Here is a 21,740-nt window from a genome sequence, read left to right as displayed (position 1 = left end):
CGTACCTTTATTCTAACTGAAACCAAAAACATAAAAATTATAACCCATGAAAAAAGTAAGTATATTATTTTCAGCCCTTGCCTTTATGGCTTTTACAAGCTGTAACGACGGCAAGAAAAAGGATGAGAAAGAAATGGATAAGATGGAAAAGGACGAGATGATGAAAGAAAAGAAAGAGATGATGAAGGAAAAGACCGTCACCATTCAATTAGAGTCTAAAAGTGAAAGCAGTGCTACTGGTACCGTCTCATTTACCGAAAAAGACGGCGTTGTAAAGATGGAAGCAAAATTAACTGGTTTAGAACCAGGTATGCACGCAATTCATATTCATGAGAAAGGTGATTGCTCCGCTCCCGATGGTAAATCTGCTGGAGGACATTGGAACCCTACTTTTGAACAACACGGAAAATGGGGTGATGCAGAAGGATATCATAAAGGTGATATTGGTAACTTTGAAGCCAATGAAAACGGCGACGGTTCTATTGCAATGCAAACCGATGAGTGGTGCATAGGCTGTGATGATTCTAAGAAAAATATTTTAGGAAAAGGAATTATTGTACACCAAGGTGCCGACGATTTTACGTCTCAACCTTCAGGTGCAGCTGGAGCTCGTGTGAGCTGTGGTGGAATTATTGAGTAATAAATACACTTTACACCTATAAAAAAGTCCTTTCAATAGTTTTGAAGGGACTTTTTTTATGCTGTAATATGTTTCTTTTTAGGGACACATCACATATTATGCGTTTACTTTATGTTTCATAAATACCAGCTACACTAAACAATCCAAATATAATGCCAAAAAAAGCCCCGTATGGTAAATTCCATACGGGGCTTGCTTAATTACAGCTTTGTAATATACTTATTGTTTCACAATTCGTTTTATAATACTGGCATCGGTAGCTTCAATTTTTATAAAGTACATACCTGATGCAAATTGCTCCATTGAAATAACCGTTTCAACACTTGAATTTTCAAGGTCAATAGTTTTTATTATCCTACCATTAACATCTGTAATAACAGCAGCTGTTAGCTCCTTATTACTATGGTTAGAAAGAGTTACCTGTCCATTTGTAGGGTTGGGATACAATGCAACATTATTGTAAAATTCTGCATCACCTACACCCAAAATAACTCCAACGGTTACATTAAACGTACATGTAGTTTCATTTTCGCCGTCTGAGGCGGTCATGGTCACTACCGTTACTCCTTCTCCTATTTCAGTTCCCGGGGCTGGGTCCTGTGTTAAAGCGGGTGTGTCGCAATTATCTGTTGCCGTAGTATCTCCACTATAATCTGGTAATGTAAATAACTCTCCTTCATTTACCATCTCCATTACATCATCTGGACATGTAATTTCAGGTGCTACATCATCAGCATTAACCTCAGTTGCGGTACGTTCAGCAAGACAACCTTCAAAAGCGGTAACGCCAATATCATCATTAGGCACCCCATAATCTGAAGATCCACAGCTTGCATTCCAATCAGCAGCAGCATCTGTATCACCGTTTCTTCTGAAAGATCCACTACATTCGGTTACTAATGAAGCACCGGTTCCAACCCAATCTAAATCGGCAGTTGTAATGTTGAATCCATTAATATTCACATTAAGACCAGAAATTTGCGAAGCTGTAAAGTTCCAGAAAACTGAATCAACTACATTTCCGTCTGCATCTATAATAATGATCCATCCGGTACCATCGTTATCCCAGAAAAGGTTACTACCCCAATCATTAGCCCCTCCATCATCACTATACTGAACTACTGAGTTTCCGCTCATTTGACCTAAAGTTTGAGTATCGGAATTCATGGCATTTATATCATTATAAGGATCTTCGCTCACCGCGACGGTATATCCTGAATAGTCCTGTGCTGCTCCTACATTTTGAATTTCGAATCTATCTGGAGTTTCCAATGTAATTTCAGAAATTACCAGTTTTGAAAGTGGCCCATCCGGGTTTTCTTGAGCATATACCGTTGTGGAACCTATAGGTGTAAACGTATAAGATTCTCCTTCAGACAATAAGTTTCCGCCAAACTCAGCATCATACCAACCTATTACGTTATTAGGATCGCTTGGTGTAGCTGTAACAGTAACTTCATCATCTACGCAGAAATCTGATACGCCTTGGGTTGTAGGCCCATCTGGTATTGCCAATACTTCAATGGTATCGGTATCGGTAGAAGCTGTTGTACATTGGCCTTCTGGTACTTCATATGAAATAGTATGCACTCCCACACCTGCTGCTGCAGGATCAAAAGAATAAGAAACACCATTACCACCATCAGTAACACCAGGACCACTATAAGTACCACCAGCAGGACTTCCACCTCCTAAATCGGTTAATTCTTCTGAACTTGCACAAACATCGGCAGGAGCTTCAAAACTTGCTTCCGATGGTGGCAGGTCAAAAGCTTCTGTTCCATCATTTACACTACTTGAAGATCCTTGGCTTGCACTAAAACCTAAACCTCTTTTTGCAAAGGCTTCCCAAATTAAACATTCGTTAGCACCTCCATATATTGCTTGGTCAGCTGCTATAATTGCATCTCTACCATCTACAAATCCCGGGCTACAAGGCTGTAGTTTCATTCCTTCCGTAACAAGGGCTATTGCCATAATGTTACCGGCATCTTGATTAATATCTCCTGTAAAATTATAGAAATCATCATCAAAACCGTGCTCATCAATTAAAGTCCACGCCATTTCCCATATCATTTCTGCCCAAACAGAACCGATTCTATGTACGCTTGAACTTCCTTGAATTGCATTATATGTATCTGGATTTACAGCCATATCGGTACTATATGGATACGTTCGTATTCCGTCTCCATTTTGACCTTCCCCAAATAAATAGGTTCCAACAGCTCTAGGATCTGCTCCTGTATCAGTAGCTGTCATACTTAACATTGTTCCATAAAAATCACTCCAACCTTCACCCATCTGCTCAGCGTTATTCAAACATTCGGTATTATTACCACCTCCAGTCAATCTATTTGATGTACCGTGTGAAAACTCGTGTGCTACCACTAGGGTGTCAAAGCAACCATCCTTGTCATTACATATATACATATTCATGGATGGGTTACTTCCATCTGGAGGTGTTCCAAAAGTAGCGTTACACCATTGTTCTATCTGGGCATTTGCATTAACTGAATCACTTCCTGAACCACTATTCCCATAATTATTTTCTTGAAAATTTCCACTCGCTTCATCAAAACCATATTGATACATAACATCGTGCAAAATATTATTAATATAAAAAAGATGAGTGATAGCGGCATCCTCATATTGATTTGAAAAAGACCAAACTTGATCAAAATCGTACCCTGTAAACTCTAAAGAGGCTCCTCCGTCAGGTCTATATCCAGAGTTATCTCCTGCTTCGTAAGCATCGACATTATTCCCTCTTGTTGTTGTAAACTCTGCTCCAGCTGTACCATCGGTGTCATGCCATCCAAAAGGCGATGCTGTGGCATCTGCAGTATTACTGGTTATCGATCTGTTTCCGTAATAAGGACTTTCTAAAGGAATTTCAAAAACCTCATAACATTCAGTACATCCAACTTCTGCTTCTCCCATTAACTCTTCATAGTTTGGGATATCATATAGGTTTTTATTATAGTCTAACACCTCTTTATCGTGATTGTGTTCGTGGTCCGCAGTACAATTAAGCATCCAGTTATTTTTATCAATAATGGCTCCACTTGTAGCATCTACCCGAATACTCCACCAATCTTGCCGAGTTTTTTCTTCAATGGAAATATCCCAGGCTAAAACTAATTCATTGTTTTCAGTTAGTTGATAAGTAAGCTTGGCAGGAATATTACTAAGAGAAATACCCCCATCGCTTAAAATTGTTTTTTGGCTTGCATTATTTTTTTTCTCAACCTCTCTTAACGAACCATCTAAGCTATAGCCTAGTTTACTGGCAGCAGATTGAACAGCATTGGTTGCAGAAATTGCTGGAGACTTTATTCCATTTGTTTTTTCTGAAACTTTATTGAAGAAACTAATATTAGAAGATAACGTTTTTCCACTTGGTAAAATATGTATACTAGATTGTGTGCCATTTACCTGAATGGCATTACTAGTTTGAATAAAGTAAATATGCTCAACTCCACTAGTTCTACTAGTATGTTGACTCGTTACTTTCCATTGAATATCCTCTTTTGAAAGCTCCCTATTTTCTAGCTTTTGCTGAAATTCAGCTTGTAGGTTTTGAGTAAAATCTTGAGCATTCATTTGGGTTAAAAACCCACAACAGAATACCAAAATTAAACTCCGTGTAAAATTTTTCATAGACTCGTTTAGTTTAAGTAATAGTTAATTTCCGTAAAACTAACAATATTTAGTTTTTATTCAAATAATTTACTTTAACCTCTTAAAATTTAACACTTTTTCAACGCTTAATGGTTTTACATGAAGTTTTTTCATTCTTTTAAAAAAAATATTGAATAAATAATTCAATAAAGTTATTGCTTCATTTAAATACATTATATTGTTGACACAAGTCCAAAATCCACTTAAATAATTAAAATATCAAAAATATTTCTTTATTTTAGCATAGACACAAAACTAAACAATGAAACAACCAGACGAACTAATTATTTCCATGCAAGATGGAAATGAAAAAGCCTTTTCTAAACTTTATACTATGTACTCCGAAGCTTTATTCGGTATCATTTATAGTATTGTACTTGATGAAGGAGATGCAGAAGAAGTTATGCAAGATGTATTTATCAAGATTTGGGACAACTCAAAATCGTACAACATTAAAAAAGGTCGGTTTTTTACGTGGATACTCAATATTGCAAGGAATACAGCAATAGATAAAACTCGTTCTAAGGCATATAAAAACTCAAAGAAAAACCTAAGCACCACTAATTTCGTAGATATATTAGCTACGTCTGATAACCTAAACAAAAAAACAAATGCTATAGGGATCAAGAAATACTTGGACGCATTGAAACCTGCTTGTATCAAAATAATAGATTTTTTAATCTTTAAAGGATACACTCAAAAGGACGCAGCGAAAGAAATAGATATTCCGTTAGGAACTTTAAAAACCCGCAACAGAAAATGTATGCAGGATTTAAAAACAATTGTATTAGGATAATATGAACGCACAAGAACTTATAGAATCAGGTAATTTAGAACTGTATGTCGCTGGATCACTTTCTGTTGAAGAATCCAGTGAAGTGGAGGATGCCATTGAAACACACCCTGAAGTAAAAGAGCAAGTAGAATTAATAGAGGATAGCGTGATTACATTGGCTGAAGCTGTTTCACCACCGCTCTCTGCCCTTATTTGGTCACAAATACTTGATAATATTAGAAAAGTTAGATCACTTTCAGATAGAAAACCTTCAACCAATTGGGGAGCAATTACTGGTTGGGCTGCTACCATATTGGCACTTGCAGGTATTTTTTGGATGCTTAAAGAGAAAAATGATCTTCAAGACCGAGTTCAGTACACTACCACTCAAAATATAGTTTTAGAAGAAAACGCTGAAAAGGCTGAAAGCCAATTAGCAGAGGCCAACGATGTATTAGACATTGTAAGATCTAAAGAATATAATAGCTACACCTTACCGGGTAATCAAGCAGTGGCACCACAGGCCTACGCCAAGGTATATGTAAACAAAAAAGATAAAATTGCATATATAGATGCCTCAGGCTTACCAGAACCGCCACGTGGTAAAGTATATCAAGTATGGTCTTTAACCATGCAACCCTTGACCCCAACAAGTGTTGGCTTGCTTGATACCTATTCTGAGTCTGAAACTTTACTTTTCAGGATTGATATGGGACAAGTAGCCGCAACCGAAGCCTTTGGTATTACCTTAGAGCCTGAAGGCGGAAGTGAAACCCCTACAATGGATCAATTGTATACATTAGGTGAGGTAACACTTTAAACAAGAAAACTATTTATTAAAACCATTAAAAACCTTATCCGCTTTGGATAAGGTTTTTATGTTTTCCAGATGAGAGTAATTGTTAAATATTTATATTCGTTACCCTAATTTGAACCAAGCAAAAATGATTCACCTTATACTTGGAAATACAGGTTCTGGAAAAACAACCTACGCAACTCAATTGAAAAGAAAGACAAACGGAATTATTTTTTCAATTGATACTTGGAATAACACTTTATTTCTCGCTGACAAAAAACCCGATGACGGGTTGGAATGGTTTCTCGAAAGAATTGATAGAGCTGAAGAAGTGATTCTGACTTTAGTTGAGCAGTTGGAAAACTCAAAAACCGATTCTATTCTGGATTTAGGATTTTCTAAATTTGAGCACCGTGAAAAATTCAGAAAATTTGCAGATTTGAACGGCTATGAATTGACAACACATTTTCTAGATATTCCAAAAACCACTCGACTAAATAGAGTGATGAAAAGAAATAAAGAAAAAGGATCAACTTTCGAATTTGAAGTAAGCAGAGAAAATTTTGATTTTATGGAAAGCTGGTTTGAAAAACCAACCAATCTAGAAATGATTGGAGGAATAACCATTATTGAGTAAGTAGTATTCAAGGTAATTATATGAAAAAAATAGCATTATTGATTTTTTCAATTTTATTAATCAGCATCACTACAACTGCACAGGAATTAACATGTGCTGATTTTAAAATTGGGCAGTTTTATATTCCTGAAACAAAAGAAATGGCAAAGTATACAATAGTTTCAAATGATAGCATTTCGGAATATACCCCTGAAAGAGATTCTATCATAAAAAAGTATATAGTTATTCGAGAAGAAAATACCCAGATTGAATGGATAAACGAAATTGGAAGCGGAAATCCTGAATATGAAAAAATTGAGTGGATAGACGATTGTACGTATAGACTTACTTATGATTCTTCAAAATATGAGTTAGACGAAGGGAAAAAATGGATTAATGAAAATAATGGAATTATAGTTTCTAAAATAAAGATTGAGCATAATTGTCTTTTTTATACTGCCACTATTACTACAAATGAAGGAAAGAAAATTTCACAAGACGGAATAATTTGTAAAAACTAAAAGCACCCTCTATAAAAGTATAGAAGGTGCTTAACTAACAAAAAAACTCTGAAAAAACCGGCATAACCAGTTGTTGATCCCATAGTCCTCTATAGATGATCAACCTTTCTACATATATGTACGAGGATTAGCGGGTTACGGTTTTATAATTGTGCTATTTTTTTTGATAAAACTGGACCTAGCTCATAAGAAGCACCAGAAAGCTCTTCTTTTAGGGGTTTTACCTTGTCTTGCATGCCATTTGCTTTATATACCATAGCCGAAACATATTGTGCATTTGGCTCGAAGGTTTTACCTTCTACATATGTTTCAATAGTTTGTAAAGCATCTTCTTTATTTTCATTTTTTAATTGTGCCAATGCTAAAAGTGTATAAGTTTCTGGTGTAGCGCGATTGTTTATTTCTTTTTTAGCCAGAGTAAGTGCTTTCTCAGGGTTTGTATCGGCGTATAGTTCAATTAAATAAGTATTGTACATTCCACCATACAAGGAGTCTGAAACCATATCGGTAAATTTCTCTTGGTTCGCCTCAACTTGTTCTTGATTGTTATTAAATTCTGCCATTTCTGCTTTAAGCAAATAGTAATTAGGTGATTTATGGTTTACCATTACTGAGTCTAGAATGCGGTTTGCCTCTTTGGTATCTTTCTCATACGAATAGGCTATCCAAGCCAATCCTTTTTTTACATATGCATTATCTGGTTCAAGCTCTAATGTTTTTAGATAATAAGCATACGCGTCATCAATTCTGCCTGCGTGGCCGTAAAAATCGGCTATGTTACTATAACTCCAAACTTTCAATGACTTATTTCCACCAGATTCTGCTATTGCTTTAGCTTTCTCCATATATTTAATAGCTGCATCTAGATCACCTTTGTAATCACTCCACTTAGATACCCTAATTAAGTAGTTATAATCACCATTATTTTTTACTTTATTAAGCATTTCATATGCTTTATTATATTCTGCTAGTTCCATGTAAACATCAAAAAGCATGAATTCAGTTTCGTGTTTATTCGAAACACCTTTATAACTTTCTTCCAAAATTTGTTTGGCCTCTTTAAACCTATGTTGTGAAATATAAGTCTTTGCCAAAGCACGGGTATAACCATCTTTATTAGTTGCTGATATTTCTATGGCTTTTTTTTGTAATTTTTCTGCTTTTTGTAAGTTTTCTACATTACCCGTAGCAGCAAATAAAGCTGAATAACCTCCAGCTAAAGGGCCTAAATCCCCTACTCCACTGCTATCTGCTGCCAATCGCTTGTTCCAAAAATCTTTTTCTGAAAGAGCAGCTTTATAAGCCGAATTATCATTGGTGGAAAGGTATTTATTATAATCTTCCTTATGTGTTATTTTTGCGGTGTCATTTTTACTTTCTTTTTTCTCATCACAAGAGAAAAAGGCACAAAGCGCAAATAAAATTAGTATCTTTTTCATTAGTTTTTTATTTAATCTGTTAATTTAATACTTCAAAGTAGTGATAAAACTGTTATATAAAAGAAAAGAGCAATAAATTGCCCTTTTCTTTTTTCAACTCTAAAGTTACTTTTTAATTTGGAGTTTCCAAATAAGGGAAGTCAACTACTTGACGATCTCCAAAACCTACGCTGTCACTAATTAAAAGTGGCGAGCCATCGGTACCATCAAAGTTAAGGTTGTTTAGGTCTCCTCCACCAAACATTAATATCAACGATATATCAATAACATCGTCATTAATGTTTCTTCCGGTTAATGCTACTCCGGTTGAAGGATCAAAATACACGGTCTGTGCATTTGGTGCAACTTGTAAGGCGTCAAATTGAGACAATACTGTCGCAAAAGTTGTCGCATCTAAACCTAAAATATTAGGCACATAGTTTACATCTTCAGGATCTAATCCTAATGATACAGCGTAAACATCGTGGTAAGTTTCCAATGTATTTTCAAAAATTGGTGTAAAGTCAGCTCTACCTGTTACAGTGGTGGTATTAAAGTTATTTTTTACTTCATCGGTACCACTAAATACTGTGTTTATACCTGGGCGTCCCATTATGTCTTCTTGCATAAAGGTTCCTGAAAAATTAATTTCACCATCTGCACAAGGCTCACAAGCAGTTCCACCGCAATCAACTCCTGTTTCAGATCCATTTTGAATTCCATCGTTACAGGTTTGTAAATCTATAACGTTATCGTCATCATCGCTACATTGTACAAACAGTAAGGATGCACACATAGCAATAAATACCATACTTAATTTATATATTTTCATCTTGTTTTGTTTTTATTGTTATGTTATTTTATTGTCTTCTTTTTGCTGATACCCATACATTGTAGGCTGGTGGAAGTCCATCAATTCCTACTGCTCCTCCTACGTGTGGTGGAGCTGTTCCCAACATAGAGTTAGGCACTTCTACAGATATAGCTAAAACATTTACGTTTTCAAAAAAGTCACTAGCTTCTCCTGGAGGTAAAAATCCTTCTGGAGCTACTTCCCCACCAATTACTTGATTAAAGCGGTTAAAGTCAAAGAAAAATCCATCTCTTCTAGGACCTGCGAAAAACTTCATTCCATCACTGTCTGTAACTTCAACTTCGCTTGATGTTGAAATTTTCACACTATGTTTTGGACCAGAAGTTGCCACAGTACTGCTAAGCCCCTGTGTTTCTGGAGCTACAGGACCAAAAAAGTACATAGAGTCTCCTCTTTTTATAGCTTGTATTACCAAGTCTTCTTTAAAATCACCTGTGTTATCAATATTGAATTCTAACAATACATTTTCATCAAAAGATGCATTATTGGTTACATCACCTGGTGCTAAAGGACCTTGAAGGGTTGCAATTAAAACTGTATTGTCTGCATTGCTGCCCTCAAAGGCATACAAATCTGCAATATCCGTCGTTGTACCTGCCACCGAAGGTGAGTCAATGTGGTCGGCAGCGATTAAAAATATGGCGAGTACGGCTATGCCTACTCCACCAATTGCTGCAAAAATCTTTGTTTTTTTCATGATTGTTTTTTTATCGATTAATTTATGTTCTATTACATTTACGCTTAAATTACTGCTACGGTTTTATCATAGCTGTTAATTTTGTGTTAATCTAAAAAAAGAAAAAATGAACCCCTCTGCATCAGGCTGGATATCAAAATTCATATACATCTTCTCTTCAGAAGAAAACAAAATGCACTTTACTTCTTCCGAAGTATTTTACGATACATTGAAAAAATCAGGGTTTATATACGGAATACCGGTTAAGAGCCTTTCACCTGAGCCATTAACCTATTTAACACTGACTAAAGAAGAATATGGTAAAGTAAATTTACTTCACTCTTTATTACATATATATAGTGTAGAAAAAAGCAGCACTAATTATAATGAAGCTGTTAACGCTATCATTTCTTTCTATAAACAGCTTGACAAACAAAAAAAAGGATGGCTTAAACGATTTTCTATTTCCAGTTCTGAAACAGCAACCCTTGAAAAAATAATGGATTCCCGCTTACAGGAAAACACTTTTCTATCCAAAAAAGATGCTGCTTCTTTATTAACGTATGCGTTATTATTTATTGATGTACTTTGTTTTAAAAAATACCTAAAGGAACCGGACACTATTAAGGAGGAAGCACAAAACTTGGAAAAAAACTTAATTTCCTCTTGTTTATTAGCGCTGAAATCTAAAAGAAAGAAAAGCAAATACGACTCTTTGTTATTAGAACTCTTTGAATCTTCATCTGAATATCTTGAAGAAAAGACAACTGATAGCGAAGAAAAGACTTTTAAAAGTTTTAGTTTTTTTTTGGATAAAGATTTTCTCACCAAAAAATATTTGCTAGATCTATGCTGCTTGGCTGTTTGGGATGATGGAGAGGTTGATACTACAGAATTTCAATTTTTACAGCAATTAGCAAGTCAACTTCAGTTTACCGGTGAAGATGTACAAAAAAGCTTGGACGATTTACGAAACTTTTCAGCAGCACACGCCAAAAAAATACAACTATTTGAATATGAACACCCCGTAAAACACTTGTATCGTCAATCTTCAGCAACTGTAAAACTGCTTATCCTTCGTAATAAAAAAAGATTACAACAAGAACTGGAGGAAAGTGGTGAGCTAGTTGTTTTATTAGGTAAATCTACAACAAGGGATCTTTCTGTGGAAGAAAAACAAAAGGTAAAAACACAGTTGCTAGATATATGCAAAACCATCCCGTCATTAACAGTCTTCTTGTTACCAGGGGGTACCATCTTATTACCTTTACTAATCAAGTTTATCCCGAAGCTGTTACCATCTTCGTTTAATGATAATAGGATTGATGGGAGTTAATCGTTGGAAATGGGAAGGTAATTTTCCTTGACTTTAGCGCATAAAAAATGGCAAGCTACCTACATCACACCGCTACGACCGTTTACCCTTGCTGCGTTCCCGCCCTGGGGGATTCAACAGGAGCTGGTTGTGTAGGACTTGCCGCTGCAAAGATACGTAGTTTTACATATTTAACAATAGTTTTTAACGATGATTTTTTACTTTTACCCTACATTAAAATAGAATATACATAATGAAGTCACCTAAGTTATTCGTCGCTATACTTTTAGCATTGATTATAACTTCCTGCGGCAATAACCCAGGAACAGAAAAAAACCCATTTTCTCTAAAAATAGAGAATTCCCAAAAAGCATATAAGCCATCAGATAACCTATCGGTCTCAATACAAAACAAAGAGGGTATCGAAATAGATTCTGTAGTTTATACTCTTCGAAATAAAAAAATAGCGGTTTCAAAAAAGAATACCAAAAAAACTATCTCGCTGCAAAGCCAAAAGCTAGGTAAAGACCAGCTAAAAGCTACTATTCATGCTGACGGAGAGCAATATAACACTGAAGCCGAGTTTACGCTACTTGCTTCAAAAAAACCTGAATTATACACCTATAAATTATTGGAAACATATCCGCACGATGTTAACGCTTTTACACAAGGTTTAGAGTTTGAAGGCGACACCTTATATGAAAGCACTGGAAAACGTGGTCAATCTACCTTACGAAAAACCAATTATAAAACAGGTGAAGTATTACAACAAGTAGAATTAGACAGTCAGTACTTTGGAGAGGGGTTAACCATCTTGAACAATAAAGTTTACCAACTTACATGGCAAGCGAACAAAGGGTTTATTTATGATGAAAACACCTTAGAACGAACCGGTAGTTTTGTATATGAGAATAGCAAAGAAGGTTGGGGGTTATGCCACAGCGATTCTAAAATTTATAAAAGTGATGGAACTGAAAGAATATGGATATTAAACCCTGAGACCTTAGCCGAAACAGACTATATTGAGTTGTATACGCATACAAGCCGAATCCCAAAAGTAAACGAGCTGGAATGGGTAGAAGGTAAAATATATGCTAATGTATGGGAACAATCTTCCATAGCTATTATAAATCCAGAAAATGGAGCCGTTGAAGGCGTTATTGACCTTAACGGATTACAAGACAAAGTAACACAGCACCCAGATTTAAATGTATTAAACGGTATTGCCTATAAAGGCGAAAAAGACATTTTATATATTACTGGAAAATATTGGGACAAACTTTTTAAAGTGCAAATACTAAAAAAGTAGCTTTTCCAAGCTACTTTTTTAGTATTAAGTACATTTTACAATTACCTATTTACCACATTTGCACCTTCTGGCTTTGCAAAAACCGAATCCTCTAATTGTGTTTCAGTTACGATTATTTTATTAAATAGAAGGTCATTACGTTCGTTCGTTGGTTTCCCATCTTTCACGTTATACCAAGTCAATTTTTTAGGCAACAATAAACCATTAACTTTCTCCCATTGATCGTATTTAATAAATTTCCAATTATCGCTTCTTTGGTTTTCCTTAAACGTTACTGTGTATCCTAACCATTCCATGGTATCGGTATCGGGGTTAATAAAAAGTATATATTCATCTTTTGGTGAATCTCCTATTCCTGCATTATATGAAATTTTAATTGCATTATAGATCTCACCATCCAATTCTGTAGGCTGCACTATTTCATAATTTATCCCTTCATCACCCAAAACAAAAGGCATTGCATAAAAGTAAAACATTAGATTATGGTAAAAACGAGCGTTACCTTCATATGCATTTTCTTCCTTTTCTTGCAACCATACATCACTTCCATCATACCCAATGGACCAATTATCGTTTTCAATTTTTGAACGACGGTCTTTTAATGTTGTGGTATGTACTTCTTTTCCACTCTTTCCATTCATTTCAAAACAAAGATTGTTCATTTTATTCCAAGTACCCATTCCGCCGTGTGCTTTAAAAACGTTTGTAAGCTCAGATGGATAGGACATCGCCATATTTTCTTCAGAAGAATCCATGGTGGCTTCAGTTGATTGTTCAGAAGCATTTTCTTTCCCGTGAACTTCTTCAGTGGTTTCCTTTACTGCATCTTTACAAGCAACAAATAAAACAAGTAGCACTGCAATTGAAAGTAGTTTTTTCATAATTAGATTGGTTTTAATTTTATTAAATATAATAAAGCTGTTCCAGTAGTCGAGATAAATTGAGAAACCTTTATGAAATTTTCAATATTATAAATCAATTGAATTGTTCACATCGTATCTTTGTGTTATGGAAAAATACATTTCAAGCCTTCAAAACCCTCTAATTAAAGAGTTTGCTTTGCTCCAATCAAAATCACGGGAACGCAAAAAAAACAGACTATTTACTATTGAAGGGCATCGAGAGATTACGTTGGCTATAAAAGGAAACTGCAGGTTAAAAACCGTACTTTTTTCTTCGGAAATAATAGCTGAAGAAGATTTGTATGTAATCAAAGACCTCAGCAACAGCGAAACAAATTTTGTAGAAATTTCAACTGAAATATACGATAAACTCGCCTACCGAAATTCAACTGAAGGTATCCTTGCCATTGCCGAAGCCAAACAACACACGTTGGATAGTTTCACTTTTTCTTCTAAAAAGCCACTTATTTTAGTCGCCGAAGCCACCGAAAAACCTGGAAATATTGGAGCATTGCTCCGTACAGCCGATGCGGCGAACTTAGACGGCGTAATAATTGCCGATATGAAAACAGATTTATACAATCCAAACATCATTAGAAGTAGCGTGGGCTGTGTATTTACTAATAACATTGCCACAGGGAGTACAACCGAAATTATTTCATTTTTAAAAGAAAACAATATTTCAATCTATTGCGCCGAACTTCAAGCTTCTGAAATGTATTATAGTCAAGATTACACTCAAGCTTCAGCAATAGTTGTAGGCACTGAAGCCACAGGCCTTTCGAAGGAGTGGCTGCAACACAGCACACAAAATATCATCATCCCCATGCAAGGAGAGATTGATAGTATGAATGTTTCAGTAGCAGCAGGAATCCTTATCTTTGAGGCCAAAAGACAGCGAAAATTTGTATAGCACTCAAAATTTAATTTAAAAGTAAAAAAACCGTCGATTGAGTATTTTTTTGAAGTGAAACTAAAAAAAATGTACCGAAATCAGGTTTATAAAGCAATAAGACAACGACCGTTTAAATAATTAATCCTCCTTTTTTATACTTTAAATGTATGTCCCCACAAACTTTATTTTACATCATTATCGCCATTTTGGTTATCAATTTTATAATTGACCAACTACTTGATGCGTTAAACGCGAAGCATTTTAACGATGCCCTTCCTTCAGAAATCGATGATGTGTATGATGAAGCGGAATACAAAAAATCGCAAGCGTACAAAAAAGAGAAATACCGTTTCGGCCTTTTAACAGCGTTTATTTCAATTATAGGCACTTTTTTATTTTTCTTTTTAAATGGCTTTGCATACGTAGATGGCATTGCCCGTTCTATTTCAGACAATGAAATTTTAGTGGCATTAATTTTCTTCGGAATTATTTTATTTGCGAGTGATATAGTTATGACGCCTTTTGGGTATTACAACACCTTTGTAATCGAAGAAAAGTTTGGCTTCAATAAAACGACCAAAGCAACTTTCTTTTTAGATAAATTAAAAGGCTGGTTTATGATGGCTATTATTGGCGGGGCTTTACTAAGTGCCATTATTTGGGTTTATCAATCTACTGGCAGTTATTTTTGGGTATGGACTTGGGCAATTATAACGGTTTTTGCTCTGTTTATGAACTTGTTTTACGCACGATTAATTGTTCCGTTGTTTAACAAACAAACCCCATTACAAGAAGGCTCCTTACGTTCAAAAATTGAGACATATGCTAATACGGTTGGCTTTACATTAGACAAGATTTTTGTAATTGATGGCTCTAAACGTAGCACGAAAGCAAACGCCTATTTTTCAGGCTTCGGAAAAGAGAAACGGATTACTCTCTATGATACGTTAATTAATGATTTAGAAGACGACGAAATTGTAGCTGTTTTGGCACACGAGGTAGGTCATTATAAGAAAAATCACATTATCATTAACCTCTTTGCTTCTATTCTAACTACTGGTTTTACACTTTGGATATTATCTCTTTTTATTGGTAGTCCATTACTTTCTGAGGCATTAAATGTTTCGCAACCCTCTTTTCATATTGGGTTAATAGCTTTTGGTGTTTTATATACGCCGGTTTCAGAAGTAACCGGTTTACTAATGAATTATCTATCCCGAAAATTTGAATACCAAGCAGATAATTATGCAAAAAACACTTTTAGTGCTGCACCGCTTATTTCAGCACTAAAAAAATTGTCTAAAAACAGTTTAAGTAACTTAACTCCGCATCCGGCGTATGTATTTATGCATTACTCGCATCCAACTCTTTTAGAACGTTTCAGGAGTCTAAAAAAGGTTAAATGATTTTAGGTGCGGTTCTTTTTCAGTATTTTTAGGGTAATGAAAAAATTGTTACCCTTCCTCACACTACTTTTAGGTTTCTTTATTTTAGGAATTTCGCACGGTTACGCGCAATCTGAGCAAGACTCAGTACAACCCGTAAACGAAAGTAAATTACCAAGTAAAAAACGTGTAATAAATGATAGTGCCTACTATTCTTCAAATCCTTACACTGATTATAATGAAGCCTATTACCGTGTTAATAGACTTAATGAGCAAGTAGGCTTACCTCCAAAACAATATAATTTAAGAACTCCACAAGCCGCATTAGAACATTTTATTTTAAAATCACGAAGCGGAAAGTATGAAGAAGCTCTCTATGCTCTAAATCTAAACTTATTACCTCAAAACGTCACAAAAAAAGACGCAGCAATTTTAGCTGAAAAACTATATTTTGTCATTAACCAGCGTGTGAGTATTGATTGGGATGGACTTTCTGATCGTCCCGACGGACAAATTGATATTAGTACATCCACCAATAAGGCTATTGCCGGAAAACCTAGAAGAAGTGTTGTTTTTGGTGAAATACAATTAAACGAACGTGATATTGTGATGCGCGTTCAGCGTATTCGATTTGAAGAATATGGGGCTCTTTGGCTTATTTCAGCTAATACAGTGGAAAACATTGAGCCTTTATACGAAGAATATGGACCACGAAAGCTAGACAAAATGATGCCTGAATGGTCTCGAGTACATTTTTTAGGATTTCAAGTCTGGAAATTTTTTGGAATACTTCTTTTATTATTTATCGCTTGGTTTTTTGGAAAATTTGTAACGTATTTATTGAGAAAAATACTGCGAAAATCTAAACGCCCTTGGATTAAATCCATTGCCGATAAGCTAGCTCGACCTGCCGGTATTTTATTTGGAACCTTGTTTTTTTACATTCTACTCGATAATCTCATTTCACTTTCTGGAGGGTTTGCCAATATTGTTTATACCAGCTTAATTATACTCATAATTGGTTCTATTACTTGGTTTATAACAAGTTTTGTAGATTATTTAATGACTTATATTGCCGAAAATAAAATTGGTGATGTTTCAGAAGAGGAAAACGAAGAAGCCCGTAAAATGCTTACCTATATTTCGGTTGCTCGCCGTATCGTTACCTTTTTAGTAGTTGTTATTGGAGGGTATATTATCATTTCGCAATTTAGAGCCTTAGAAAAAGTAGGGATCTCGTTATTGGCGTCAGCCGGGGTAGCCACTGTAATTTTAGGTATTGCAGCGCAAAACACCTTAGGAAATATTATTGCCGGCCTACAAATTGCCATTACCAAGCCCGTTCGAATTGGCGATACGGTTATTATAGAAGATGACTGGGGATATGTAGAAGAGATCGGTTTTACTTATATGGTAGTAAGAACTTGGGATTTAAGACGCTTGGTTGTGCCTTTAAAGTTTGTCATTTCAGAAGTTTTTGAAAATTGGTCTATGACCAGTTCGCATCAAATACGTCCTATTTACCTATTTGCAGACTATCGGGTGGATGTTTCAAAAATACGCTCTGAGTTTGAAAAAATGCTCGAAGCCGAAGAAGATTGGGATGAAGACAATCCCGCTGTGGTTGAAGTAGTCGATATGACCGAAGAATCTGTAAAAATACGGGCACTCTGTAGTGCAAAAGATGCCAAAACTACTTGGCAATTGCATTGTGCATTACGCGAAAAGCTAATAGCGTATATCTGCCAATTAGAAGATGGACTCTATCTTTCTAGAACCCGTGTTGATATTTCAAATCGTTCAGAAAACATAAAAAACAATCGAAACAGTTCTTCTGAAGAAAAAGATAGTTAAAGCGTTAAAAATTAATTAGGAGGAGAAAAAACCTCTAAGAGCTATTTATTAACTTTAACTTTTCTCAAAAAAAACCTAAATAGGCAACCCACTTCGTATGTTCGCCCGAAAACTGTTACCTTTGTGAAAAACAAAAGCCGATGCTAAAAGCCGGAGTGTTAGGTGCCGGGCACCTTGGAAAAATTCATTTAAAATTACTGGAGCAATCTACTAAATATGAACTAGTAGGTTTTTACGATAAAGACAAAGAAGCTTCAGAAAAAGTTGAATCTGAATTTGGCTATAAAAGTTTCCCTTCTATCGAAGCTTTAATTGAAGCCTGTGATATGGTCGATGTAGTAACGCCTACTTTATATCATTTTGATGCTGCAAAACAAGTAATTGAGGCAGGTAAACATTTGTTTATCGAAAAACCGATTACCCATACAGTTCCTGAAGCTGAAGCATTGTTAGAGTTAGCAAAAATTCATAAGGTAAAAGGTCAAGTTGGTCAAGTAGAACGCTTTAATCCCGCCTTTATGGCTGTAAACCATAAGATTAAAAACCCTATGTTTATTGAGTCGCATCGCTTAGCAGAATTCAATCCGCGTGGTACAGATGTTTCGGTTGTTTTAGATTTAATGATTCATGATATCGATGCAATTTTAAGTGTGGTACAATCTAAAGTGAAAGAAGTGCACGCTAGCGGCGTTTCAGTTATTAGTGAAACACCTGATATTGCCAACGCTCGAATAGAATTTGAAAACGGTTGCGTTGCAAACCTCACCGCAAGTAGAATTTCTATGAAAAAAATGCGAAAAGCACGGTTTTTTCAGCGTGATGCCTACATTTCAGTAGATTTTCTCGAGAAGAAATGTGAAGTGGTAAAAATGAAAGATGCACCAAAAACACCAGACGACTTCGCGATGATACTTACCAATGCAGAAGGAATAAAAAAACAAATCTATTTTGACAACCCGAAAGTAGATAACAACAACGCCATTTTAGACGAACTGGAAACTTTTGCCGATTCTATTAATAATGACACAACACCCGTTGTTAGTTTAGAACAAGGTACTGAAGCATTGCGAGTAGCAATGCAAATAATTTCAAACTTTAAAACATTATAAATACTATGAAAAATATAGCAGTAATTGGTGCAGGAACCATGGGAAACGGAATTGCCCATACCTTTGCACAAAACGATTATAAAGTACAGCTAATTGATGTCTCAAAAGATTCTTTAAATAAAGGAATAGCTACTATCACTAAAAATTTAGATAGAATGGTTGCTAAAGAAAAAATAAGTGAAGATGACAAAAAGCGTACGCTTGCTAATATTACCACATATACCAATCTTGTAGATGGTGTTGAATATGCCAACTTAGTAGTTGAAGCAGCAACAGAAAACTTAGATCTAAAATTGAAAATTTTTAAAGATCTTGATAAATTTTGTTCTAATGAGACCATCTTAGCCAGTAATACCTCTTCTATTTCTATTACTGAAATTGCTGCTGTAACATCAAGACCTGAAATGGTGATTGGAATGCACTTTATGAACCCTGTACCAATTATGAAATTGGTTGAAATTATTAAAGGGTATAGCACAAGTGCCGAAACCTACAACACAGTTGAAGAGCTTTCAAAAAAGCTGAATAAAGTCCCGGTAGAAGTTAACGATTACCCTGGTTTTGTTGCTAACCGTATTTTAATGCCCATGATTAACGAAGCTGTTGAAACACTTTATAATAGCGTAGCAGGTGTTGAAGAAATAGACACCGTAATGAAATTAGGAATGGCACACCCAATGGGACCTTTACAATTAGCAGATTTTATTGGCTTAGACGTTTGCCTTTCTATTTTAAACGTAATGTACGACGGATTTAAAAACCCAAAATACGCACCGTGTCCTTTATTAGTAAATATGGTTATGGCCGGTAAAATGGGTGTGAAAAGCGGAGAAGGTTTTTACGACTATTCTGAAAATAGAAAAGCGGAAACCGTATCAAAACAGTTTGCTAAGTAACTTTTCTTGCTAACTTAAAAATTGAAGTATAAACTGGTCTCAGAGCGGAGTCGAAGAGCCTATTTTTATAAACCATGGCAAAAATAATCCCTTTTAAAGCCGTACGGCCTACCCGTGATAAAGTGAGTCTAATTGCTGCACGGTCGTACGACAGCTATACCCAAGAACAAAGGGAGTCGCGGCTTCGGGATAACCCGTTTTCATTTTTGCACATTGTAAATCCTGGTTTTAAATATCATAAAGAAATTTCTGGGGAGCAACGCTATTCGTTGGTTAGAAACCGCTATCAGGAATTTAAAGAAGATGGTGTATTCATTGACGATGAGAAACCTAGTTTTTACATCTATAAAATTGTAAACCGAGATGGGCTTGAATTTAACGGAATCGTCGCTGCCGCCAGCACGGAAGACTACAAGAATAACGTGATAAAAAAACACGAGGAAACACTTCAGTATAAAGAAGTTGTTTTTAAAGAATACTTAAAGACAGTCGGATTTAACGCTGAAGCTGTACTTCTTACCCATCCTGACAATGAAGAACTTTCAAATATTGTAAGCAACGTAATGAAAACGCGTGCTGAGTATGAGTTTACCACAACCTACCGCGACACACATTATTTATGGAATGTAGATGATGAAACCACTGTTTCAAAAATAAAAGAAGTGTTTTCTGAAATGGAAAACCTTTACATTGCTGATGGTCATCATCGTAGTGCTTCATCATCCTTATTAGCAGAAGATTTAAAAGAAGAGAATGATAATCACACCGGAAACGAGCCTTATAATTACTTTATGAGCTATTTAATTCCTGAGAGTGATTTAAAAATTTATGAATTTAACCGCTTGGTAAAGGATCTTAACGGGCTGAGCAAAGAAGAGTTTTTAATTCAGCTAGATGCAATGTTCCGAATTGAAAATAGAGGTTTAGAGTACTACAAACCCACTCAAAAACAAAATTTTAGCATGTATTTGGATGGAGAGTTTTATTCGCTCTACCTTCGTAAAAAAAACTATACTATAAACAATGCGCTCGATGCATTAGATGCTCAAATTTTATTTATTACCATTTTAAAACCAATTTTAGGCGTTAAAGACTTACGAAACGACCAACGTATAAAATACACCGATGGTAAAAGCGATATGGCGTATGTACAGACCGTTGTAGATACAGGAGAGTTTACGGTAGGTTTTGGTCTATTGCCAGTACGCGTTTCTGAAATGAAAAAAATTGCAGATGAAGGGCTAAAAATGCCTCCTAAAACCACCTTCGTATTACCCAAATTACGCAGCGGAGTCACTATTTACGAGTTTTAGATTGTTTAACAAACTTTAGTTTTTACTAAAGCTTCCTATTTGTATTTTACTGAAGAAAAGAGAACGTTATGAGTATTTCAGAAAAAATAAAATCATTTAAAGAGCAGTTGCCCGAAGATGTAACTTTGGTTGCCGTTTCAAAAACAAAACCGGTTTCAGAAATTATGGAGGCCTACAATATTGGTCACCGTATTTTTGGTGAGAATAAGGTGCAAGAAATGGAGAGCAAATGGCAAGAAATGCCTAAAGATATTGAATGGCATATGATTGGTCATGTTCAGCGTAATAAGGTGAAATATATGGCGCCGTTTGTAAGTTTAATTCATTCTGTTGATAGCAAACGTCTGTTAAAAGAAGTTAATAAACAAGCTAAAAAGGAAGAACGCGTGATTGATTGTCTGCTTCAAATTAAAATAGCCGAAGAAGATAGTAAGTTTGGTTTGGATAAAGAAGAAGCGTTAGAGTTATTGGCTTCGGAAACGTTTCAGAAATATGAAAATGTAAACGTAATCGGCCTAATGGGAATGGCTACCTTTACCGATGACGAAACGCAAGTTGCCAATGAATTTCAGAAGTTAAAAGATATCTACGACAATATTAAAGAAACGTATAACTTCACAAAACTCTCCATGGGTATGAGTGGTGATTACGCTATAGCTATGGAAAAAGGAAGTAATTTAGTTCGCGTGGGAAGTGCTATTTTTGGCAAACGAAATTATTAATAACCACATTATAATTTATATTCAATAAAAAAGGAGAACGAGA

The 21,740-nt window shown here is 35.4% G+C and carries 19 protein-coding genes and 1 other RNA gene; 14 read left to right on the top strand and 6 right to left on the bottom strand.

Features of this window, described 5'->3' with window-relative positions; all coding sequences use genetic code 11:
* The first annotated feature begins 46 nt into the window (after positions 1-46).
* On the top strand, positions 47-640 hold the full coding sequence (locus tag DZ858_RS08905; RefSeq protein ID WP_117159202.1) for a superoxide dismutase family protein: 594 nt from the start codon (positions 47-49) through the stop codon (positions 638-640).
* Positions 641-859: 219 nt separating this feature from the next.
* Here DZ858_RS08905 and DZ858_RS08900 read toward each other — a convergent pair whose 3' ends face one another.
* Positions 860-4,300 carry a M36 family metallopeptidase gene (locus DZ858_RS08900; RefSeq protein WP_117159201.1) on the bottom strand — a complete coding sequence of 1,147 codons (3,441 nt, stop codon included), beginning with the start codon at positions 4,298-4,300 and terminating at the stop codon, positions 860-862.
* A 283-nt stretch (positions 4,301-4,583) separates the two neighbouring features.
* Here DZ858_RS08900 and DZ858_RS08895 point away from each other — a divergent pair, with 283 nt between their 5' ends.
* The 4 genes from DZ858_RS08895 to DZ858_RS08880 all read left to right on the top strand — a co-directional run bounded on the left by DZ858_RS08895 (position 4,584) and on the right by DZ858_RS08880 (position 7,029).
* Complete coding sequence (locus tag DZ858_RS08895; RefSeq protein ID WP_117159200.1) at positions 4,584-5,117, top strand: RNA polymerase sigma factor; 534 nt, start codon at positions 4,584-4,586, stop codon at positions 5,115-5,117.
* A gap of 1 nt (position 5,118) precedes the next feature.
* Positions 5,119-5,916, top strand: a complete 798-nt coding sequence (locus tag DZ858_RS08890; protein WP_117159199.1) for an anti-sigma factor — start codon at positions 5,119-5,121, stop codon at positions 5,914-5,916.
* A gap of 124 nt (positions 5,917-6,040) precedes the next feature.
* Positions 6,041-6,529, top strand: a complete 489-nt coding sequence (locus tag DZ858_RS08885) for an AAA family ATPase (RefSeq protein ID WP_117159573.1) — start codon at positions 6,041-6,043, stop codon at positions 6,527-6,529.
* A gap of 20 nt (positions 6,530-6,549) precedes the next feature.
* Positions 6,550-7,029, top strand: coding sequence for a hypothetical protein (locus tag DZ858_RS08880; protein ID WP_117159198.1), 480 nt, complete (start codon positions 6,550-6,552; stop codon positions 7,027-7,029).
* A gap of 143 nt (positions 7,030-7,172) precedes the next feature.
* Here the strand turns inward: DZ858_RS08880 and DZ858_RS08875 are convergent, their stop codons facing one another.
* The 3 genes from DZ858_RS08875 to DZ858_RS08865 form a co-directional block, all read right to left on the bottom strand.
* The gene (locus tag DZ858_RS08875; protein WP_117159197.1) at positions 7,173-8,468 is read right to left on the bottom strand and encodes a tetratricopeptide repeat protein; all 1,296 of its coding nucleotides are present in this window, start codon (positions 8,466-8,468) and stop codon (positions 7,173-7,175) included.
* 112 nt (positions 8,469-8,580) lie between these two features.
* Complete coding sequence (locus DZ858_RS08870; protein ID WP_117159196.1) at positions 8,581-9,279, bottom strand: hypothetical protein; 699 nt, start codon at positions 9,277-9,279, stop codon at positions 8,581-8,583.
* 28 nt (positions 9,280-9,307) lie between these two features.
* The gene (locus DZ858_RS08865; protein WP_117159195.1) at positions 9,308-10,018 is read right to left on the bottom strand and encodes a DUF4331 family protein; all 711 of its coding nucleotides are present in this window, start codon (positions 10,016-10,018) and stop codon (positions 9,308-9,310) included.
* A gap of 106 nt (positions 10,019-10,124) precedes the next feature.
* On the opposite strand from DZ858_RS08865, the gene DZ858_RS08860 reads away from it, so the two are divergent.
* Entirely contained in the window at positions 10,125-11,333 is a 1,209-nt protein-coding gene (locus tag DZ858_RS08860; RefSeq protein WP_117159194.1) for an LETM1-related biofilm-associated protein, read from the top strand.
* A 45-nt stretch (positions 11,334-11,378) separates the two neighbouring features.
* Here DZ858_RS08860 and ffs read toward each other — a convergent pair.
* Positions 11,379-11,477, bottom strand: an RNA gene (gene ffs, locus DZ858_RS08855) — signal recognition particle sRNA small type.
* An 88-nt stretch (positions 11,478-11,565) separates the two neighbouring features.
* Between ffs and DZ858_RS08850 the strand changes: the two genes are divergently transcribed.
* Positions 11,566-12,621 (top strand): glutaminyl-peptide cyclotransferase, encoded by a 1,056-nt coding sequence (locus DZ858_RS08850; RefSeq protein WP_117159193.1) that lies wholly within the window; start codon positions 11,566-11,568, stop codon positions 12,619-12,621.
* Between the two features lie 41 nt (positions 12,622-12,662).
* Here the strand turns inward: DZ858_RS08850 and DZ858_RS08845 are convergent, their stop codons facing one another.
* Complete coding sequence (locus DZ858_RS08845; RefSeq protein WP_117159192.1) at positions 12,663-13,502, bottom strand: DUF6503 family protein; 840 nt, start codon at positions 13,500-13,502, stop codon at positions 12,663-12,665.
* Positions 13,503-13,629: 127 nt separating this feature from the next.
* Between DZ858_RS08845 and DZ858_RS08840 the strand changes: the two genes are divergently transcribed.
* The 7 genes from DZ858_RS08840 to DZ858_RS08810 all read left to right on the top strand — a co-directional run bounded on the left by DZ858_RS08840 (position 13,630) and on the right by DZ858_RS08810 (position 21,697).
* Entirely contained in the window at positions 13,630-14,436 is an 807-nt protein-coding gene (locus DZ858_RS08840) for a TrmH family RNA methyltransferase (protein ID WP_117159191.1), read from the top strand.
* Positions 14,437-14,585: 149 nt separating this feature from the next.
* On the top strand, positions 14,586-15,824 hold the full coding sequence (locus DZ858_RS08835) for a M48 family metallopeptidase (protein ID WP_117159190.1): 1,239 nt from the start codon (positions 14,586-14,588) through the stop codon (positions 15,822-15,824).
* Positions 15,825-15,860: 36 nt separating this feature from the next.
* Positions 15,861-17,657: a mechanosensitive ion channel domain-containing protein gene (locus DZ858_RS08830; RefSeq protein ID WP_117159189.1), complete on the top strand. Its 1,797-nt coding sequence runs from the start codon at positions 15,861-15,863 to the stop codon at positions 17,655-17,657.
* A gap of 140 nt (positions 17,658-17,797) precedes the next feature.
* Positions 17,798-18,766 (top strand): Gfo/Idh/MocA family protein, encoded by a 969-nt coding sequence (locus tag DZ858_RS08825; protein WP_117159188.1) that lies wholly within the window; start codon positions 17,798-17,800, stop codon positions 18,764-18,766.
* A 5-nt stretch (positions 18,767-18,771) separates the two neighbouring features.
* Positions 18,772-19,662, top strand: coding sequence for a 3-hydroxybutyryl-CoA dehydrogenase (locus DZ858_RS08820; protein ID WP_117159187.1), 891 nt, complete (start codon positions 18,772-18,774; stop codon positions 19,660-19,662).
* 74 nt (positions 19,663-19,736) lie between these two features.
* Positions 19,737-20,975, top strand: coding sequence for a DUF1015 domain-containing protein (locus DZ858_RS08815; protein WP_117159186.1), 1,239 nt, complete (start codon positions 19,737-19,739; stop codon positions 20,973-20,975).
* 68 nt (positions 20,976-21,043) lie between these two features.
* Complete coding sequence (locus DZ858_RS08810) at positions 21,044-21,697, top strand: YggS family pyridoxal phosphate-dependent enzyme (RefSeq protein ID WP_117159185.1); 654 nt, start codon at positions 21,044-21,046, stop codon at positions 21,695-21,697.
* Positions 21,698-21,740 lie beyond the last annotated feature (43 nt).

The sequence above is a fragment of the Marixanthomonas ophiurae genome (genome assembly GCF_003413745.1).
GTDB classification, from domain to species: domain Bacteria; phylum Bacteroidota; class Bacteroidia; order Flavobacteriales; family Flavobacteriaceae; genus Marixanthomonas; species Marixanthomonas ophiurae.
Note: the sequence above shows the minus strand (reverse complement) of the source record. Positions and strands in the feature narration are given on the sequence as shown.

Coding starts and splice junctions, on each gene's coding strand:
- DZ858_RS08900 (WP_117159201.1), bottom strand. CDS start 4,300: ATGAAAAATTTTACACGGAGTTTAATTTTGGTATTCTGTTGTGGGTTT.
- DZ858_RS08835 (WP_117159190.1), top strand. CDS start 14,586: ATGTCCCCACAAACTTTATTTTACATCATTATCGCCATTTTGGTTATC.
- DZ858_RS08880 (WP_117159198.1), top strand. CDS start 6,550: ATGAAAAAAATAGCATTATTGATTTTTTCAATTTTATTAATCAGCATC.
- DZ858_RS08890 (WP_117159199.1), top strand. CDS start 5,119: ATGAACGCACAAGAACTTATAGAATCAGGTAATTTAGAACTGTATGTC.
- DZ858_RS08845 (WP_117159192.1), bottom strand. CDS start 13,502: ATGAAAAAACTACTTTCAATTGCAGTGCTACTTGTTTTATTTGTTGCT.
- DZ858_RS08850 (WP_117159193.1), top strand. CDS start 11,566: ATGAAGTCACCTAAGTTATTCGTCGCTATACTTTTAGCATTGATTATA.
- DZ858_RS08875 (WP_117159197.1), bottom strand. CDS start 8,468: ATGAAAAAGATACTAATTTTATTTGCGCTTTGTGCCTTTTTCTCTTGT.
- DZ858_RS08860 (WP_117159194.1), top strand. CDS start 10,125: ATGAACCCCTCTGCATCAGGCTGGATATCAAAATTCATATACATCTTC.
- DZ858_RS08810 (WP_117159185.1), top strand. CDS start 21,044: ATGAGTATTTCAGAAAAAATAAAATCATTTAAAGAGCAGTTGCCCGAA.
- DZ858_RS08895 (WP_117159200.1), top strand. CDS start 4,584: ATGAAACAACCAGACGAACTAATTATTTCCATGCAAGATGGAAATGAA.
- DZ858_RS08830 (WP_117159189.1), top strand. CDS start 15,861: ATGAAAAAATTGTTACCCTTCCTCACACTACTTTTAGGTTTCTTTATT.
- DZ858_RS08865 (WP_117159195.1), bottom strand. CDS start 10,018: ATGAAAAAAACAAAGATTTTTGCAGCAATTGGTGGAGTAGGCATAGCC.
- DZ858_RS08870 (WP_117159196.1), bottom strand. CDS start 9,279: ATGAAAATATATAAATTAAGTATGGTATTTATTGCTATGTGTGCATCC.
- DZ858_RS08815 (WP_117159186.1), top strand. CDS start 19,737: ATGGCAAAAATAATCCCTTTTAAAGCCGTACGGCCTACCCGTGATAAA.
- DZ858_RS08885 (WP_117159573.1), top strand. CDS start 6,041: ATGATTCACCTTATACTTGGAAATACAGGTTCTGGAAAAACAACCTAC.
- DZ858_RS08840 (WP_117159191.1), top strand. CDS start 13,630: ATGGAAAAATACATTTCAAGCCTTCAAAACCCTCTAATTAAAGAGTTT.
- DZ858_RS08905 (WP_117159202.1), top strand. CDS start 47: ATGAAAAAAGTAAGTATATTATTTTCAGCCCTTGCCTTTATGGCTTTT.
- DZ858_RS08825 (WP_117159188.1), top strand. CDS start 17,798: ATGCTAAAAGCCGGAGTGTTAGGTGCCGGGCACCTTGGAAAAATTCAT.
- DZ858_RS08820 (WP_117159187.1), top strand. CDS start 18,772: ATGAAAAATATAGCAGTAATTGGTGCAGGAACCATGGGAAACGGAATT.